15 protein-coding genes and 1 tRNA gene are annotated in these 16,726 nt (G+C 73.8%); 13 read left to right on the top strand and 3 right to left on the bottom strand.

Features of this window, described 5'->3' with window-relative positions:
* The first annotated feature begins 451 nt into the window (after nucleotides 1-451).
* Both KMS84_RS10585 and KMS84_RS10580 read left to right on the top strand, forming a co-directional pair.
* On the top strand, nucleotides 452-1,009 hold the full coding sequence (locus KMS84_RS10585; protein WP_256915875.1) for a SigE family RNA polymerase sigma factor: 558 nt from the start codon (nucleotides 452-454) through the stop codon (nucleotides 1,007-1,009).
* Nucleotides 1,006-2,223 carry a WD40 repeat domain-containing protein gene (locus KMS84_RS10580; RefSeq protein WP_256915874.1) on the top strand — a complete coding sequence of 406 codons (1,218 nt, stop codon included), beginning with the start codon at nucleotides 1,006-1,008 and terminating at the stop codon, nucleotides 2,221-2,223. The genes KMS84_RS10585 and KMS84_RS10580 overlap by 4 nt, the downstream gene beginning before the upstream one ends.
* Nucleotides 2,224-2,345: 122 nt before the next feature.
* Here KMS84_RS10580 and dapA read toward each other — a convergent pair whose 3' ends face one another.
* A complete protein-coding gene (dapA, locus tag KMS84_RS10575; protein WP_256915873.1) occupies nucleotides 2,346-3,284 on the bottom strand; it encodes a 4-hydroxy-tetrahydrodipicolinate synthase in 939 nt (312 codons plus the stop codon).
* A gap of 146 nt (nucleotides 3,285-3,430) precedes the next feature.
* Between dapA and KMS84_RS10570 the strand changes: the two genes are divergently transcribed.
* The 4 genes from KMS84_RS10570 to KMS84_RS10555 all read left to right on the top strand — a co-directional run bounded on the left by KMS84_RS10570 (nucleotide 3,431) and on the right by KMS84_RS10555 (nucleotide 5,986).
* Nucleotides 3,431-3,850 carry a phage holin family protein gene (locus tag KMS84_RS10570; protein WP_256915872.1) on the top strand — a complete coding sequence of 140 codons (420 nt, stop codon included), beginning with the start codon at nucleotides 3,431-3,433 and terminating at the stop codon, nucleotides 3,848-3,850.
* Complete coding sequence (locus tag KMS84_RS10565; RefSeq protein ID WP_256915871.1) at nucleotides 3,847-4,374, top strand: DUF3618 domain-containing protein; 528 nt, start codon at nucleotides 3,847-3,849, stop codon at nucleotides 4,372-4,374. The genes KMS84_RS10570 and KMS84_RS10565 overlap by 4 nt, the downstream gene beginning before the upstream one ends.
* 252 nt (nucleotides 4,375-4,626) lie before the next feature.
* Nucleotides 4,627-5,235 (top strand): ArsR/SmtB family transcription factor, encoded by a 609-nt coding sequence (locus KMS84_RS10560; protein ID WP_256915870.1) that lies wholly within the window; start codon nucleotides 4,627-4,629, stop codon nucleotides 5,233-5,235.
* Nucleotides 5,236-5,251: 16 nt separating this feature from the next.
* A complete protein-coding gene (locus KMS84_RS10555) occupies nucleotides 5,252-5,986 on the top strand; it encodes an SRPBCC family protein (protein ID WP_256915869.1) in 735 nt (244 codons plus the stop codon).
* 45 nt (nucleotides 5,987-6,031) lie between these two features.
* Here KMS84_RS10555 and KMS84_RS10550 read toward each other — a convergent pair whose 3' ends face one another.
* Entirely contained in the window at nucleotides 6,032-7,858 is a 1,827-nt protein-coding gene (locus tag KMS84_RS10550) for a DUF8508 domain-containing protein (protein WP_256915868.1), read from the bottom strand.
* 293 nt (nucleotides 7,859-8,151) lie between these two features.
* On the opposite strand from KMS84_RS10550, the gene KMS84_RS10545 reads away from it, so the two are divergent.
* The 7 genes from KMS84_RS10545 to KMS84_RS10515 all read left to right on the top strand — a co-directional run bounded on the left by KMS84_RS10545 (nucleotide 8,152) and on the right by KMS84_RS10515 (nucleotide 16,039).
* On the top strand, nucleotides 8,152-9,579 hold the full coding sequence (locus KMS84_RS10545; protein ID WP_256915867.1) for a hypothetical protein: 1,428 nt from the start codon (nucleotides 8,152-8,154) through the stop codon (nucleotides 9,577-9,579).
* Between the two features lie 163 nt (nucleotides 9,580-9,742).
* Nucleotides 9,743-11,200 (top strand): alkaline phosphatase PhoX, encoded by a 1,458-nt coding sequence (locus KMS84_RS10540; protein ID WP_256915866.1) that lies wholly within the window; start codon nucleotides 9,743-9,745, stop codon nucleotides 11,198-11,200.
* Between the two features lie 55 nt (nucleotides 11,201-11,255).
* A tRNA-Ile gene (locus tag KMS84_RS10535) sits at nucleotides 11,256-11,334 on the top strand.
* Nucleotides 11,335-11,718: 384 nt separating this feature from the next.
* On the top strand, nucleotides 11,719-13,317 hold the full coding sequence (locus KMS84_RS10530) for a TROVE domain-containing protein (protein WP_256915865.1): 1,599 nt from the start codon (nucleotides 11,719-11,721) through the stop codon (nucleotides 13,315-13,317).
* 134 nt (nucleotides 13,318-13,451) lie between these two features.
* A complete protein-coding gene (locus tag KMS84_RS10525) occupies nucleotides 13,452-14,126 on the top strand; it encodes a GntR family transcriptional regulator (RefSeq protein WP_256915864.1) in 675 nt (224 codons plus the stop codon).
* 15 nt (nucleotides 14,127-14,141) lie between these two features.
* Nucleotides 14,142-15,173 carry a 1-aminocyclopropane-1-carboxylate deaminase gene (locus KMS84_RS10520; protein ID WP_256915863.1) on the top strand — a complete coding sequence of 344 codons (1,032 nt, stop codon included), beginning with the start codon at nucleotides 14,142-14,144 and terminating at the stop codon, nucleotides 15,171-15,173.
* A 293-nt stretch (nucleotides 15,174-15,466) separates the two neighbouring features.
* Nucleotides 15,467-16,039 carry a TetR/AcrR family transcriptional regulator gene (locus KMS84_RS10515; protein WP_256915862.1) on the top strand — a complete coding sequence of 191 codons (573 nt, stop codon included), beginning with the start codon at nucleotides 15,467-15,469 and terminating at the stop codon, nucleotides 16,037-16,039.
* 70 nt (nucleotides 16,040-16,109) lie between these two features.
* Here the strand turns inward: KMS84_RS10515 and KMS84_RS10510 are convergent.
* Nucleotides 16,110-16,726 (bottom strand): TerD family protein (locus KMS84_RS10510; RefSeq protein WP_256915861.1); only part of this gene is annotated, 617 nt, incomplete at its 5' end.

The following is a 16,726-nucleotide window of genomic DNA, read 5'->3' as shown; positions in this document are numbered from 1 at the left end:
CGTGCCGCCGGGTACGCCCATTCTCGCGGGTCACGCGTGCTCGACTCGTCGTCCCGTCGTCCCGGCCCGCGGGCGGCGGTCGGCGACGGGCCGGTCCGTCCCTGCGCACATCGGCCCAGGTCGGAGATTCTGCGTCACGACGGGGGCCTTGCCGCAAGCCCCCCTGTGCGCTATACGTTGAAAGCGGCAAGGAGCGTGTGACCTCCTTGCCTTCGTCGTTTCGCCCTTCCGGGTCTCTTCCTCCCGGGGGCTCTTCCCGGCTCCTCCCCGGTCGCCCCGGCCCCTGCCGGCCCTCCGCGGTCTCTCCCGGGACCCCGCCTCGGCGTCCCCGCCGCCCGGGCCGGTCGTGAATCGGTTCAGATCGCATGCATAGCGGCGGCGGTCCGCGCGCGTCCCAAGGGGTGCAGGGGCCGGACGACGGGTCCGCTCCCGGGGGAAGAGAAGGTGTCGCGTGGATGCCGAGGGGCTGGAGAGCTTCCGCCTGTTCGTGGAGAGCAGATCGTCGGCGCTGTTGAGGACGGCCGTCCTGCTCAGCGGCGGCGACCGGCACGCGGGCGAGGATCTGCTCCAGAACGCCCTGGCCAGGACCGCGGGCCGCTGGCGCCACATCGACGAACCCGAGGCCTACGTCCGTCAGGTCCTCTACCGGCAACAGATCGGCCGCTGGCGCCTGAAGTGGCCCCGGCGCGAGGTCAGCGTCGCGGAACCCCCCGACCGCACGGTCGGCCCGGACGCCGCCTCGGCCGCCGAGCTGCGCGTGGTGATGCGCGCCGCCCTGTCCCGGCTCACCGCGCGCCAGCGCTCCGTCCTGGTGCTGCGCTACTTCGAGGACCTTCCGGAGGCCGAGGTGGCCGCACTCCTCGGCTGCTCGGTGGGGACCGTGCGCTCCACCACCCACCGCTCCCTCGCCCGGCTGCGCGCCCTGGCGCCGGAACTGGCCGCCCTCGGCCCCGCGGACGCCGAGCAGGAGCCGGCGTCCGACTTCTCGCCCGTGGAGGTGCGTCCGTGAACGTCGACGAACTCGTCCGGGCCTGCCTGCGCGAGCAGGCCGAGGAGCAGCAGCCGGCCGGCACCGGGTTCGCCGACCGGGTCCTCGCCCTGCGCAGACGCCGACGCACCCGGCGGTGGGTGTCGGCGGCGGCCGCGGCCGTCGCCGTGGCGGTCGTGGCCCTGCTGGCACCGCGCCTCGCGGACGCCGGACCGACCGACGTGCGCCCCGCCGACGTCATGGAGCCGCACCGCGTCGCCGCCCACCCCGACCAGGCGCCGCCGCGCGACCTGATCGCCGCCGGACGCACGGCGCTGGCCGCCTACTACGCGACGACGGTCGTCCCGCGGACCGCCGGGCGGGGTGTCTCGACGCGCACCTACTGGCTGCTGGACCCGGCGACGAAGACCTATGCGAAGACCACCCGGTGGTCCTGGGTCGCCGTCGCTCCGGGGCTGCGGACCGCGGCCGTCCTGGAGCAGAACCTGCCCGCCGGGCGGATCGGTCTGCTCGACCTGGCCGACGGCGAGGTCAAGCGGTGGATCCCCGTCGACCACACCGTGGGCGGCCTCGCCTTCTCCCGCGACGGCCGCGAGCTGGTCGCGACCGCGTACGACGCGAACCCGGATCTGCGGGTCAGGCGCGAGGACGGCACCGGGGGCTGGGATCCCCCGATGGGGGAGTCGCACCGCACGGGCTTCTACGTCATCGACGTCGCCTCGGGGGCGGGGGCCTGGCGCGAGACCGGGCGCGGCGGGGGCGAGGGCTCCGGCGTCTTCCTGAACAGCCGCCAGGACTTCGCCTTCAGCCACGACGGCAGCCTCGTCGTGTCCGGCCTGCCCGCGGAGCCCGGGTACCAGTTCTTCGACCGGCGGGGGCGCAGGGTCGCCGCGCCGGCCGGCGAGGAACACTGGACCTGGTACGTCGAGGCGGGACTCTCCCCCGACGGCAGCAGCCTCGCCGGCGGCTTCGCGGGCGAGAAGCACAAGACGTCCTCCTGGATCCTGGACCCCCGCACCGGGCGCGAGCGCGTCGAGACGCGCGGCCAGCAACTGCTCTCCTGGGCGGACGAGTCCTCGCTCGTCGCCTGGGACATCGGTCCGGACGGCGACGAGTACCACCAGCGGCTGGTGCTGGTCACCGTCGGCAGCGACGAGGTCGTCCCGCTCAGCGGCTTCCGGGCCACCCAGGACGACACCCTCGGACGCTGGGAGCCGGTCTTTGCGGACCGCTGACCCCGCAGGCCGCGTGGACTGGCCCTCGCCCGGTGTCCGGCCCCGCCCCGCCTCCGGCCCCGCCCCGCTCTTCCGGCCCCGCCGCGCTTTCGGGGCCCGCCGGGCCGGCCGGGCCGCCGGGCTCAGGCCGTCAGACGCTCGTGGACCGCGCGCAGCTCGTCGACGGTCTCCCGCGGGGCCGGGCGCAGCGGTGGGCGCGGCGGGCCGGAGGGGAGACCGAGGTCGCTCAGGAGGGCCTTGGCGGTGACGGTTCCGGGCAGGCCGGACGCCATCATCGCCTCCACCAGTTCGGTGACCTCCTGCTGGAGCCGGGCGGCTGCGGCGGTGTCCCCGGCGTCGAAGGCGTCCAGGACGGCCCGCAGCCGGCCGGGGACCACGTTCGCGACCGTGCTGACGTAACCCGCCGCGCCGACGGCGTACAGGGCGAGGTTGTGCTCGTCGCAGCCCGCGTAGTACGCCAGCCCGGTGCGCGCGAGCACCTTCTGGACCCCGAGGAAGTCGTGGGAGCAGTCCTTCACCGCGACGATCCGGGGGTGCTCGGCGAGCCTGAGCAGGGTGTCCGGCTCGATGCGGGTGCCGGTGCGCCCGGGGATGTCGTACAGCATCACCGGCAGGGCGGACGCGTCCGCGACCTCCCGGAAGTGGGCTTCGACGGCCGATTGCGGGGGCCTGCTGTAGTACGGGGTGACGACGAGCACCCCGTCCGCCCCCGCCTTCTCGGCGTCCCGTGCGAGGTCGACGGTGTGGCGGGTGTCGGAGGTGCCCACGCCGGTGACGATCGACGCCCGGTCGCCGACCGCCTCGCGCACCGCCGCCACCAGCTCCGCCTTCTCGGCGTCCGACGTGGTCGGCGACTCGCCCGTGGTGCCCGAGAGGACCAGGCCGTCGCAGCCCGCGGTCACCAGCCGGTCGGCCAGTCGCCGGGCGCCGTCGTGATCGAGCGCGCCGGAGCCGGTGAAGGGCGTGACCATCGCGCAGAGCGTCCGGCCGAAGACCGCCGGGCGGGCCGGGGCGGGCGTGGGGCCGGGCGTCGTGGCGCCGGGGGAGGAGGCTCTCGTCATGGGAGCAGTCTCGGCCCCACGACTGTGAAGCTCTACTTAATTCTTCTACGAGGTATGGGTAAGGTCTGCTGCGAGCTCGGGGCTCGGCTTAGTGCCGGGCGGGCGGGGTACCCGGACGGCTCCGGGAACCGAGAGGAGGCGGAGCCGTGACCGGCACGACGGACTTGCGGCCCGTGCAGGACGGGCATCGACCGGTCGGCGAACTCGTCGGCCGGGCCACCGAGCAGCTCTCCCGACTCGTACGGCAGGAACTGGCACTGGCCAAGGCGGAGCTGGCCGAGAAGGGGCGGCGCGCCGGTCGCGGCGGCGGTCTGCTCGGCGCCGCGGGCGCGTTCGGCTACGCCGGTCTGCTCGCCCTCTCCGGCACGGCCGTGGCCGCGCTCTCGCTGGTGCTGCCCGTCTGGGCGGCGGCGCTCGTGGTGACGGCGGTGCTGTTCGTGATCGCCGCCGTGCTGGGCATGGCCGGCCGCGCCCAGTTGCGCCGGGCGGCGCCCCCGGCGCCCGAGGAGGCCCTCGGCAGCGTGAAGGCCGACGTCGAGGAGATCAAGGAAAGGGCCCACCGATGAAGAACGAGGCTGCGGCGGACCTGCGTCGGCAGATCGAGCAGACCAGGCATCAACTGGGTGAGACCGTCGAGGAGTTGGCGGCCAGGGCCGACGTGCGCGGACGGGCCCGGGCGCGTGCCGCCGACCTCCGGGACCGCGCGGGCGCGATGGGCGTGCAGTTGCGCAGCTCGGCCGCCGAGGCGGGACGCCATCTCCAGGAACGCGCGAACCGCACCGGTCACGCCGTCCAGGAGCGGGCCGGCCGTGCCGGTCATGTCACGCAGGAGACGGCGACCCGGGCCGGGCACACCGTCCAGGAGCGGGCCGTGCAGGCCCGCCACGATCTGCGGGGCAGGACGTCGCGGGCGGGTCGTGCCACCGGGGACTCCGTCCCGGGCGTGCTGCGGGCGCCGGTCGGGTTCGTACGGCGCCATCCGTGGCTGGTGGTGATCGCCGGGGCCGCGGCTGCGGCCGTCCTGCTGGCCGGGACGCGGGGCGCGAGCCGGTCGCGGGGCGCGGGCGGGGCGCGGCGCCGGACGTGCTGACGCGGGAGCGCCCGCCGTCCGCCGTCGGCGAGCCGCCGCCCGCCTCGCGTCGTCGGGCTCGCCCCCGCGCAACGGCCGTCGGCGGCCCCGCCGAGCGCACCCGTCGGGCGGGGCCGCGGGCCCACAGGTGAATCGGCGCAGGGATCAGGCCCGGCGTCCGCGACCAGCGCGGGCGCCGGGCCTTCTTGCCGCCCCTTCACCGAAAACTCTGCTCGTCTGGACAAAAAAAGTGTTCGGTGAGACGGTGGACGCATGCTGGATGTCACCGTGATCGAGGACCCCGAGGCCGCGGCCGTCTCCCTGGACCCCGTGCGGGCCAGGCTGCTCGCCGAGCTCGGGGCCGGACCCGCCTCCGCCGCGATGCTGGCCGGGAAGGTCGGCCTGCCGCGGCAGAAGGTGAACTACCACCTCAAGGCACTGGAACGGCACGGCCTGGTCGAGCTGGCCGGTGAGCGCCGCAAGGGCAACGTCACCGAACGGCTGATGCGCGCGACCGCCGCGTCGTACGTGATCTCGCCGCTCGCGCTCGCCCCGGTGCAGCCCGACCCGGACCGCTTCCGCGACCAGCTCTCCGCGCGCTGGCTGCTCGCGCTCGGGGCCCGGCTGGTCAGGGACGTCGGCTCGCTGATCACCGGCGCCGCGAAGGCCCGCAAGGGGCTCGCGACCTACGCGCTGGACGGCGAGGTCCGCTTCGCCTCCGCAGCCGACCGGGCCGCCTTCATCCAGGAGTTGACGGCCGGAGTCGGCGCGCTGATCAGCAAGTACGACGCGCCCGGCGCGCCGGGCGGCCGCGATCACCGGATCGTCGTCGCCGTGCATCCCGCCGTCGGCGACCGGCAGCCCCCCGAACCGAACCGATAGGACGCAGGAGCCCACCATGTCCAAGGAATTCGAGATCGCCCGCGAGTTCGAGGTCGACGCCACGCCGGAGCAGGTGTGGGAGGCGATCACCACCGGGACCGGCGGGTACCTGTGGCCGATGGAGCCGCCCGAGCCCCGGGTCGGCGGCGCGGGCCCCTTCGGGTCCGAGGTCACCGCCTGGGACCCGCCGCACCGCTACACCAACCGGGTCCAGAACGTCGAGGGCATCTCCGAGCAGACGCTCAACCAGCTCGACTACACCGTGGAGCCCCGTGACGGCGGACGGCGGGCCTGGGTGCGCTACGTGCACAGCGGCATCTTCGTCGACGACTGGGACAACCAGTACGACGGCGCCGCCAAGCACACCGACTTCTACCTGCACACCCTGCGCGAGTACCTGGTGCACTTCGCGCCCCGGCCGGTCGCCTTCGCCACCTTCGACGGGCCCGAGGCGTCCCGGGCGCCCGACGCCCTCGCGGTCGTCGGGCGGGCGCTCGGGGTCGGCGAGGACGTGACGCCCGGCGCCACGCTGACCGTCCGCGGGCCCGACGCCTTCGAGGCCGTCGTCGACCACCGCGACCGGTACTTCATCGGACTGCGCACGGACCGGGGCCTCACCCGCTTCTTCGGGCGCAACCACTGGGGTCACCCGGTCGGCGTCTCCCTGCACGACTTCACGCCGGGCGCGGACGTCAAGGAGTGCGAAGCCGCCTGGCAGGGCTGGCTGAACGGCCTGTTCGACCGGCCCTGATCCCGCGGGGCCCGGACCCGCCCGGGGCCCGGACCCCGCTCCAGGTCACGGCTCGAAGCGCAGCACCTGCGGGTCGTGGTCGCTGACCTGGTCGTGGAACTCCGAGTTGATGTGCACGCTGTCGTACGCGAGGTCGCAGCCGCGCCGGATCGACGGGCTCACCAGGATCTGGTCAAGGACCTGCTGGTTGCCCTGGTAGTCGTAGGTGTAACGCTCCCGCTTCGGCAGCGACTTGATCGCCGACCACAGCTCGCCGTCGCCCTCGAGGATCTGGGCGGTGCCGGAGAACTCGAAGTCGTTCATGTCGCCGAGCGCGATGACGTCCGCGTTCTTCTGGACGTCCAGGATGCTCTTGACGAACGCGTTGACCAGCGTCGCCTGGGCGTGGCGCTGCACCTCGGAGCTGCGCGCCACCGGCTGGAACTGCGAGGTCAGCCCCTGGTCGCCGCCCTTGGAGTTGAGGTGGTTGGCGATCACGAAGACCGTGCGGCCGCGGAAGACGAACTCGCCCGCGAGCGGCTTGCGGCTGGACTTCCAGGCGTCGTCGCCCGGGGCGACGCGGCCGGGCGAGGCCGTCAGCTGCGCCTTGCCGTGCACCTTGGCGACGCCGACCGCGGTCGTGGAGTCGCCGCCCGCGCGGTCGGTGAACGACACCCGCTGCGGGTTGAACAGGAACACCTGGCGGATGTTGCCGCCCGGCTCGCCGCCGTCCTGGTCGTTGACCGGGTCGATGGAGCGCCAGTCGTACGTCGGGCCGCCGGCCGCGACGATCGCGGCGATCAGCTTGGTCACCGTCGCGCCGGCGGTGACCGTGCCGTCGTCCTTGGCGCCGTTGTCGTCCTGGATCTCCTCCAGGGACACGATGTCGGGCGACTTCAGGTTGTTCACGATCGCGGCGGCGTGGCGGTCGAACGTGGCGTCCGACGGGTCGAGGTTCTCGACGTTGTAGGTGGCGACCGCGAGCTCGCCGCGCTTCTGCTTCTGCGTCGTCTCCCGCTCGAGACCGCCGCTCTTCAGCGTGCCGAGCCGGCCGGCGACGAGGGTGTAGCCGCCGAACTGGTTGTAGTCCAGGGGGCCTTCGGTGACGCCGGTGAGGGTGTCGCCGACGTTCGCGACGGGGAAGTCGGCCGTCGCGCCCAGCGACTGGACCTGGAGCCGGCCGGTGTTCTGCGACGTGTAGGAGCCGTAGAGCGCGCCGCCGCGGCGGGTGGCGTTCTCGCGCGGCTTCACCGTGACCCACAGCTCGCTGTACGGGTCCGTGGCCGTCACCACGCGGGCGTCGGCGACCCGCACGTTCATGCCCTCGAGGGACTCGTAGTAGTCCAGGGCGTACCGGCCGGGCTGGAGGGTCAGGCCGTTGACGGAGCCCGCGGCGGCGGCGTCGCCGGCCGGGGTGTACGCGGCCGGCACCGACGTCGCGTCCACGACCGTCGCGGCCGGGACCGCGTTGCCGCCGGACAGGACCGTCACCGTGGGCTTGACGATCTCCGTGACGGACTGGTTGCCGCTCGACGCGCCGCCGGGCACGTACTCGGAGACCGTGCCCGTGACCGTGACGGAGTCGCCGACGGCGGCCTTCGGGGCGGAACTGGTGAAGACGAAGACGCCCTCACTGGTGGCGGGGTCGGCGTCCGGGTTCGGATCCTGGATCCAGAACCCCTTGGACGAGCCGTAGGTGCGCACGCCGGTGACGATTCCGGCCACACCCGTGACCGCCTTGCCGGCGTAGGGCGATATCCGGGTCGTGCCCTGGATGTCGTGGACGGCCACCGTGTCCGCCTGCGCGGGTGCGCCGAGGGCGACGGTGGAGGCCGCGGAACAGGCGGCGGCGACGGTGAGCGCGGCGAGACGCGCGGACTTCTTGCTCGGCAACTGAATCCCTCCGGGGACGTACGTGAGCGCCGGGACGAGGGTGGAGCACGGAACGAGGGGCCGCGACCGGCGAAGCGGTGCGCGACGCGCGTAGAAAACACGGTGAACAGCTGTGCAGTGAATTTCTACGCGCGTCAATCTCCTGCCTGCTCAGGCCACTTGTCAAGGTTTCGGCCATGTACGCGGGCCGACGGGGAGATGAACCGGGCGGCATGGGCCCATATCCGTCTAGGCTGAGTGGCCCAAGTGGCCCCAGCGGGCCGGCGGCACCACGCGCCTAGGAGAACCAGCCGATGTCAGACAGCTCCCCCCTGCCGCCCGTACGGCTGCACCCCGAAGCGGAGCTGGCGCGCGACGCCCTGTCCACGCCGTTGCTCTCCCGGGCCGCCCTGCTCGCCCGCCGGGCCGGCCCCGACACCCGCGTCGACGCCGGGGGCGCGCTCGTCGAGGAGCAGCTCCCGGCCGCCGCCGAAGCGCTCGGCCTGACCGGCGAGGACGCCGCGGCCTACGCGAGCGAGGCCTGGCGGGTCGCCGTGGACGCCGGGCTCGTTGAGGTCGTCGACGAGGAGGCCGGCACGGTCACCGCCGGCGAGGACCTGGCCCTGCTGACCGCGGGCGCCCCCCACGACGTCCTCGCCGTCTGGCTCGCGGCGCTGGAGGCCGTGCTCGCCGAGGCCGCCGTCCCCGACCTGGACGACCTGATGGAGGCCATGGACGAGGGCGGCCAGGTCGACTTCTCCAAGCTGGACTGGAACCCCGAGGCCGAGGCCGAGTTCCTCGACGGCGTGCTCGGCAACCTCTACCTGCTCACCGCCAGCGAGGACGGCCCCGGCGACGGCACCGTCCCGCTCCCCGCGCTCGCCGCCTCCATGATCGTCCCCGGTGACATGGACGAGCCCACCAACGACGTCCTGGAGCAGGTCTCCGACGCGATGATGCGCCTCGACGACCAGTTCCGGCTGCTGGAACCCATCGGCATCGTCGCCTACCGGCCCGTCGACGAGGCCCTCATGGCCGACCCCGACGAGGAGCCCACCGCCCCCCTCGACGACACCGACGTCTCCCGCTACGGCATGGTCCGCCTCACCCCGCTCGGCCTGTACGGACTGCGCGCCCGCCTCCAGGAGGCCGGCTTCGACGCCCCGGCCGTCGGCGACCTCGCCGACAAGGGCGCCGACGCCCTCCTCGACGGCAGCGCCGGCTACGGCTCGCGCGCCGCGCTCGCCGAGACCGAGCTCTGGCTCGCCCGCCGCGAACCCCTCGCCGCCGCACAGGAACTGCTGGCCGCGGCGCGCGGCTCCGACCCCGGCGCGCCGCTGCGCCGGCTGCGCTGCCAGCAGGCCCTCTCCCTCGTCGGCGGGCAGGCCGAACCCGCCGTGCGCGAGGTGCTCGACGACCCCGAACTCGGCGGGCTCGCCCGGGTCTGGCTGAGCGAACTCGGCGCGAGCGACGTGCCCGCGCCCTCCGAGGACCTCGTCTTCTGGCTCACCGTCGACACCCTCGCCGCCCAGCTTGCCGCCGAGGGCAACTCCGAGGAGCTCCAGGCCCTCGTCGAGGGCCTGGCCCAGCAGCACGGCGGCTTCTTCGCGGCCGCCTGGCGCGTCGACCACCCGGCCACCGCGGACGTCCTGGAGGCGATGGGCCGCCTGCACCCCGACAAGCGCATCGCCAAGGAGGCCCGCAAGGCCGCCTTCAAGGCGCGCTCGCAGCAGGGCGGATAGGAGCCGCCCCTTGGGGGCGCGCTGACGGGATCTGTACGGATTCATGGAACCAGGTCCCCCGAAGCCGCCCCCCGTTCAACTCCCGTTCAGGCATGGACGGGACGGTGTCGCCGAACCGGAGTCCGCCACCCTCCACGGCACTTCCACCGTCTCAGGAGACACCATGTCGCTCACCCGCAGGGACTTCACCCGGCAATCCGCGGCCGCCGGCGCCGGGATCGCGCTGGCGGGCAGCGTCGGCGCCCTCGCCAGCGCGCCGAACGCCCTCGCCGCCACGGACGCCGAGGACACCGCGGACGCGTCGCGCGAGCCGGCGGCCGCCGGACACCACGGGGTCGGCTACGGCCCGCTGCTGCCCGACCCGGCCGGCATCCTCGCGCTGCCCGCCGGCTTCAGGTACCGCGTCGTCACCTACAGCGGCCGCACCAAGCTGGAGTCCGGCGAGATCACCCCGTCCAACCACGACGGCACCGCCGCCTTCTGCGGCCCGCGCGGCGCGACCCTGCTCGTCAACAACCACGAGCTCAAGGGCCCGCGCGCCGGCTGGCAGTACCCGGTGCCCCTCACCGAGGGCCATGTCTACGACCCGGCCGCCGCCGGCGGCTGCACGGTCGTCGAGGTGCGTCCCGGCGGCCATGTCGCCGAGTGGGTCGGCATCGCCGGCACCTCCACCAACTGCGCGGGCGGCGCCACCCCGTGGGGCACCTGGCTGTCCGGTGAGGAGACCGAGGACAAGGCCGGCCAGAACGGCATGACCAAGGACCACGGCTACATCTTCGAGGTCGACCCCGCCGACCGCCGCGCCAACCGCGACCCGCGGCCCGTCAAGGCGTTCGGCCGGTACGCCCACGAGGCCGTCGTCATCGACCCCGGGCACGGCCACGCCTACCTCACCGAGGACGCCTCGGGCCCCAACGGCCTGCTCTACCGGTGGACCCCGCCGGCCGGCTTCCGCCACGGCCGCGGCAAGCTGCGCACCCTCGCCGACGACGCCGGCGTCCTTCAGGCCTTCAAGTGCTTCGACTCCGCGGGCAGGTTCGTCGACGACCTCTCGCGCGCCACGAAGATCGGCACCGTGTACGGCGTCGACTGGGTCGACGTCCCCGACCGCGACGCGAAGTCCGTGTCCGTGCGCAAGCAGTTCGCCGCCGGCCAGGTCACCCGCGCCCGCAAGCTGGAGGGCATGTGGTGGGGCGACGGCGGCGCCTACGTCGTCTCCTCCTACGCCCGTGACGAGAGCCCCGTCCAGCACGACGGCGCCGTCTGGTTCTACGACCCCAAGCGCCGCACGCTGACCCTGAAGGTGCTGCTCGGGGTGAACCCCGACCCGTCGGCCGACGGTGCCTTCGACGGCCCCGACAACATCACCGTCTCCCCCTACGGGGGCCTCGTCATCGCCGAGGACGGCGAGGGCGTCCAGCACCTCTTCGGCGCGACCGACAGCGGCCGCACGTACCCCATCGCCCGCAACGAGCTCAACATCGGCACCGCGGACAAGCCCGAATACAGCGAGTTCACCGGCGTCACCTTCTCGCCCGACGGCCACACCCTGTACGCCAACATCCAGACGCCCGGAATCATGCTGGCGATCACCGGTCCCTGGAAGCGGCAGAAGCGGTGAACGACGACCGGGATTAATTCACTCGCCCCGTCCGCGGCCGCCCTCCTAAAGTAATGCCTGTCCAGGTGCGAAGGCAGGACCTACTTCCACTGATAATGGGGCGGCCGCGGGTTCGAATCCCGCCATCGGCACCACGCGCCGATGTAGCTCAGGGGCAGAGCACCTTGTCGGTTCCGCCGGCCTCGATCTCTGGACACCACAACTTCACAGCACCTTCCGGTGCGCGGGCTGCGGCTCCTTCTTTCCACAGAAAACCATGCCGCCGCCGAACTGATCTCGGGAGGCGCAACATGAGGTGGGTGCCCGGTGCGCAGGCAACGGTTACTTCATTGGATCGGACGGTCGCGGGTTCGAGTCCCGTCATCGACCCCGGGTCGATGTAGCTCAGTCGGGTAGAGCATCTGGCAAAGTCCGTCGCCGACCCCTGATCTCGGGCACCCTCCCTTTGTCGCGCCTCCCCGAAAAAGCGATTCGTCGATCGACGGACTCGACATCTCATGAATTCGGGGGAATTCACCATGGCGCGTTTCAATATCCGTGCCCGCAAGGCGCCGCCCGTCTCGCCCGTGACGACCACGGGCCGCGCGCTGCGCACCCACCAGGGCGGCCGCGGACACGAGCGGGACGCCCGCTCCGAGCTCTTCCTGCTGGCGGTGGCGAACTTCGTCTCCCAGCAGACCTTCTACGAGACCGGCGCCGCCCGCGACGACCGCTTCGCCGCACTGGTGCGCGAGCTCGCCGTCGGCGACCCGACCTGGACGGCCGGCCTGCTGGGCTGGCTGCGCGGCGAGGGAAACCTCCGCACGGCCGCGATCGTCGGCGCCGCCGAGTACGTCCACGCGCGTCTGGCGGCGGGCGCCACCGGCGGCCCCTCCAACCGGCAGGTCGTGGACAGCGTCCTTCAGCGGCCCGACGAGCCCGGCGAGCTGCTCGGATACTGGACGGCGACGTACGGACGCACCCTCCCCAAGCCCGTCAAGCGGGGCGTCGCCGACGCGGTGCGCCGGCTCTACACCGCCCGCTCGCTGCTCAAGTACGACACCGCGGCCAAGGGGTACCGCTTCGGCGACATCCTCAACCTGGTGCACGCCTCGCCGGATCCGGCCAAGCCGTGGCAGGGCGACCTGTTCCGGTACGCCCTCGACCGCCGGCACCACCCGGAGACGGCCGAGCCGCCCGCGTCGCTGCCCGTGCTCGTGGCGCACCGCGAGCTGATGGCGCTGCCGCCCGCCGAGCGGCGCGCGGTCGTCACCGGAGCCGACGGCGCACGGCGCCTGGCCGAGGCGGGCATGACCTGGGAGGCGCTGGCGGGCTGGCTCCAGGGACCGATGGACCGGGCCGCCTGGGAGGCGGTCGTCCCGTCCATGGGAACCATGGCGCTGGTGCGCAACCTGCGCAACTTCGACGAGGCCGGCGTCGGCGACGAGACCGCCGCGCGGGTGGCGGCGCGGATCGGCGACCCCGCGGAGGTCGCGCGCTCGCGGCAGTTCCCGTTCCGCTACCTCGCCGCGTACCGGCACGCGCCCTCGCTGCGCTGGGCCTACCCGCTGGAGCAGGCGCTCGGCCACTCGCTGGCCCGGGTGCCCGCGCTGCCGGGACGCACGCTGGTGCTCGTCGACCGCTCGGGCTCGATGTTCTACGCGCGGCTGTCGGACCGGTCCGACCTCAACCGCGCCGACGCCGCGGCGATCTTCGGGACGGCGCTCGCACTGCGGGCGGCGGACGCGGACCTCGTCGAGTTCGGCACCACAAGCCATGCGATCACGTTCCGTAAGGGGGAGTCTGTGCTGAAGATTCTGGAGCGTTTCGGTGACCTCGGCGGCACCGACACCACCGAGGCCGTGCGCCGGCACTACCGCGGGCACGACCGGGTGCTGATCGTCACCGACGAGCAGTTCGCCCCGAGCCGCCACGGCGGCCCGACCGAGCAGGTACCGGCCGACGTGCCGGTCTACACCTGGAACCTGGCCGGACACCGTGCGGCGCACGGCCCGTCCGGCACGGCGAACCGGCACACCTTCGGCGGCCTGTCCGACGCGGCCTTCCGGATGGTGCCGCTGCTGGAGGCGGCCGACGACACCAAGTGGCCGTGGCTGCCCGAGGACCGGGCGGCCTGAGGGCCGGGCGGCCTGAGGGCCGCCGCTGCTCGAAGGGCAGAGCGGGGCCCACCGCACGGGCGCGGGCCGGGGACGACGGAGTCCTCGGCCCGCGCCCTTGTTTCGCGCCCGACTGATATCTAACATTTCAGTTCATGGAGCCTGTGCCGCGCACCCTGCTCAGGGACCGTGCCTACGCGTCGATCCGTGACGCCATCGTGGCCGGGGTCATCGCCCCCGGCGCGGTGGTGCGCGACGTGGACCTCGCGGAGCGGCTGGGGCTGTCCCGGGCGCCGGTGCGCGAGGCGTTCGCGCGGCTGGTCGACGAGGGACTGCTGGAGAGCAAGCCGCAGAGTTACACGCGGGTGACCCCCGTGGTGGCGGCCGAGGTGCGCGACGCGGCGGCCGTGGTCGGCGCGATGCACGAGCTGGTCACCCGGGTGGCGGTGCCCAGGCTGTTCGCGGCGGACGTCGAGGGGATGCGCGCGGCCAACGAGCGGTTCGCCGCCGCGGTGGACGCGGGCGACGTGGACGCCGCCCTGCGCGCCGACGACGAGCTGCACGACGTCCTCGTCCGCGCCGCGGGCAACCGCGCGGCCGCCGCCACCGTCGCCCGCTACACGCCGCTCATCCGGCGTCTGGAGCGACGGCGCTTCGGCGAGGGCGGCGCCTGCCGCTCGGCCGGACTGCACGGACGCCTGATCGAGGCCTGCGCGGTGGCCGACGTGGACGAGGCCGTCCGGGTCACGGCGGAGATCTGGCGCACCTTGGCCGACACGGCCGACCTGCCGGACCCGCCGGGCCCGGCCGACCCGGCGGACACCGACTGATCCCAGGAGGCCCCCATGGCCGCGACGTCCCCCGCCCTCTCCTCCCACGAGCGCTATCCCCTTCTCTTCGGCCCCTCGCCCGTCCACCCGCTGGAACGGCTCACCGCCCGCCTCGGCGGAGCCGCCCTGTGGGCCAAGCGCGAGGACTGCAACTCGGGGATCGCCTACGGCGGAAACAAGACCCGCAAGCTGGAGTACCTGATCGCCGACGCGCTCGCCCAGGGCTGCGACACCCTGGTGTCGATCGGCGGGGTGCAGTCCAACCACACCCGCCAGGTCGCCGCCTGCGCCGCCCGCGCCGGACTCGCGTGCGTCCTGGTGCAGGAGAGCTGGGTGGACTGGCCCGACGCGGTGTACGACAAGGTCGGCAACATCCTGATCAGCCGGCTGGCCGGGGCCGACGTCCGGCTCGTCCGGGCCGGGTTCGGGATCGGCTTCAAGGAGAGCTGGGAGCTGGCGCTCAGGGAGGTCGAGGAGGCGGGCGGCAAGCCCTACGCGATCCCGGCCGGGGCCTCCGATCATCCGCTGGGCGGGCTGGGATTCGCCGGATGGGCGTACGAGGTCGCCGAGCAGGAACGGCAGGCGGGCGTGTTCTTCGACACCGTGGTCGTCTGCTCCGTGACGGGTTCGACCCAGGCCGGGATGGTCGCCGGGTTCGCCGCGCTGGAGGAGGCGGGCGGCCGTCCCCGCCGCGTCCTCGGGATCGACGCCTCGGCCGAGCCGGCCCGCACCCGCGAGCAGATCGCCCGCATCGCCCAGGGCACGGGCCGCCTGATCGGCGTGCGCCGTGAGCTGACCGTGGACGACGTCGAACTCGACGAGCGCTACCACGCGGGCGTCTACGGCGTCCCGGACGCGACCACCCTGGAGGCGATGCGGCTCGCGGCGCGGACCGAGGGCATGGTCACCGACCCGGTCTACGAGGGGAAGTCCATGGCGGGGCTCGTCGACCTGGTCGCCCGCGGCGAGATCGACCGCGGGGCGACCGTCCTCTACGCGCACCTGGGCGGACAGCCCGCCTTGAACGCGTACAGCGCGCTGTTCTGACGCCCTCGCGCACGCGGAGCCACGAACGCGCGGGCGTCCCGTCCACCGCCGGTCCCCGTTCCCGTCCCCGCTTCCGCCTCGCCCCGCTCCCGCCTCGCCACCGTCGGGGGCGGGACGCGGCGGACGGCCGGGCGGGCAGTGGCGGAGCGTGCGGGCCGTGGTGGAGCATACGGCCGTGGCGACCCGGTGCGGGCAGCGCGACCGCCCCGGTCGCGCCGCCCGGGGCGCGAGCGGGGACGGTCCCCGTGGCGGCCGTCGCCGGCGCGCGGAGACCGTGCGCGAGGAGTGAGTGCATGACGCAGGCCAGACCCATGCGCGCGGACGCCCGCCGCAACTACGCGCGCCTGCTGGAGGCGGCGGCGGAAGCCTTCGCCGAGCACGGGGAGGGCGCGTCCCTCGATGACATCGCCAAGCGGGCGGGGGTCGGCTCCGGCACGCTGTACCGCCATTTCCCGACCCGGCAGGCGCTGCTGGAGGCGGCCTACCTCGACCGGATCGAGGCGCTCGCGGCGCGGGCCGACGAACTGGGCGGGGAGCTGCCGCCCGGCGAGGCGGTGACGGCGTGGCTCGAGGAGCTGTGCGTCGGCACGCTCCAGGTCCGCGGCATGAAGGCCCTGCTGGGCTCCGCCGTCACGGACGGCGCGGCGGAGGCGGTCACCGGATGCGGCACGCGCATGAAGGCGGCGGCGACCGGGCTGGTGGAGGCGGCGCGGCGCGAGGGGACCCTGCGCGAGGACGTCGATCCGATCGACCTGCTGCGTCTCGCCCACGGGGTGGCGACGGCGTCGGAGCTGGCCAGGGGCGACGGCGAGGTCATCCACCGGTACGTGACGCTGCTGACGGAGGGGCTGCGCCCGGCGCGGTGACGGCGAGCGAAGCCCGGCCGGCGACCGCGGGCGCCCCGGCGTGACGGCGGGCGCCCGCGACCAACACGCCCTAGAGGGCCTCGGCGCCGGGCTTCACCATGTTGCGCACCGTGCGCGCCTTCACGAAGGAGCCGATCGCCGTCATCTCCCACTCGCCGGAGTACTGGCGGATCAGCTTGGCCATCAGCACGCCCGTCTGCGCTTCGGCGCCGGTCAGGTCGAAGCGGACCAGCTCCTCCCCGGTGGCGGCGTCCAGCAGCCGGCAGTAGGCCTTGGCGACCTCGGTGAACTTCTGGCCGGAGAAGGAGTTCACGGTGAACACCAGCCCGGTCACGTCCTGCGGGAGCCGGCCGAGGTCGACGACGATCACCTCGTCGTCCCCGCCGCCCTCGCCGGTGAGGTTGTCGCCGGAGTGCTTGATCGCGCCGTTCACGATGGAGAGCTTGCCGAAGTAGCAGCTGTCGATGTGGTTGCGCTGGGGGCCGAACGCGATGACCGAGGCGTCCAGGTCGATGTCCTTGCCGCGGAACGCGGGCTCCCAGCCGAGCCCCATCTTGACCTGGGAGAGCAGCGGACGGCCGCCCTTCATCAGGGAGACGGTCTGGTTCTTCTGGAGGCTCACCCGGCCCTTGTCCAGGTTGATCTTCCCGGCGCCCGGCGCGGCGGCGGGCGGGGCCGGGGGAGCGG

It is taken from the genome of Streptomyces hilarionis (assembly GCF_024539675.1).
Taxonomy (GTDB): domain Bacteria; phylum Actinomycetota; class Actinomycetes; order Streptomycetales; family Streptomycetaceae; genus Streptomyces; species Streptomyces hilarionis.
This window is presented reverse-complemented; position numbering and strand designations above follow the sequence as displayed.

What these genes read in the sequence shown, in the direction of transcription:
- KMS84_RS10565 (WP_256915871.1), top strand. Translation starts at nt 3,847, where the DNA reads ATGAAGAACGAGGCTGCGGCGGACCTGCGTCGGCAGATCGAGCAGACC.
- KMS84_RS10520 (WP_256915863.1), top strand. Translation starts at nt 14,142, where the DNA reads ATGGCCGCGACGTCCCCCGCCCTCTCCTCCCACGAGCGCTATCCCCTT.
- KMS84_RS10555 (WP_256915869.1), top strand. Translation starts at nt 5,252, where the DNA reads ATGTCCAAGGAATTCGAGATCGCCCGCGAGTTCGAGGTCGACGCCACG.
- KMS84_RS10515 (WP_256915862.1), top strand. Translation starts at nt 15,467, where the DNA reads ATGACGCAGGCCAGACCCATGCGCGCGGACGCCCGCCGCAACTACGCG.
- KMS84_RS10530 (WP_256915865.1), top strand. Translation starts at nt 11,719, where the DNA reads ATGGCGCGTTTCAATATCCGTGCCCGCAAGGCGCCGCCCGTCTCGCCC.
- dapA (WP_256915873.1), bottom strand. Translation starts at nt 3,284, where the DNA reads ATGACGAGAGCCTCCTCCCCCGGCGCCACGACGCCCGGCCCCACGCCC.
- KMS84_RS10540 (WP_256915866.1), top strand. Translation starts at nt 9,743, where the DNA reads ATGTCGCTCACCCGCAGGGACTTCACCCGGCAATCCGCGGCCGCCGGC.
- KMS84_RS10545 (WP_256915867.1), top strand. Translation starts at nt 8,152, where the DNA reads ATGTCAGACAGCTCCCCCCTGCCGCCCGTACGGCTGCACCCCGAAGCG.
- KMS84_RS10525 (WP_256915864.1), top strand. Translation starts at nt 13,452, where the DNA reads ATGGAGCCTGTGCCGCGCACCCTGCTCAGGGACCGTGCCTACGCGTCG.
- KMS84_RS10560 (WP_256915870.1), top strand. Translation starts at nt 4,627, where the DNA reads ATGCTGGATGTCACCGTGATCGAGGACCCCGAGGCCGCGGCCGTCTCC.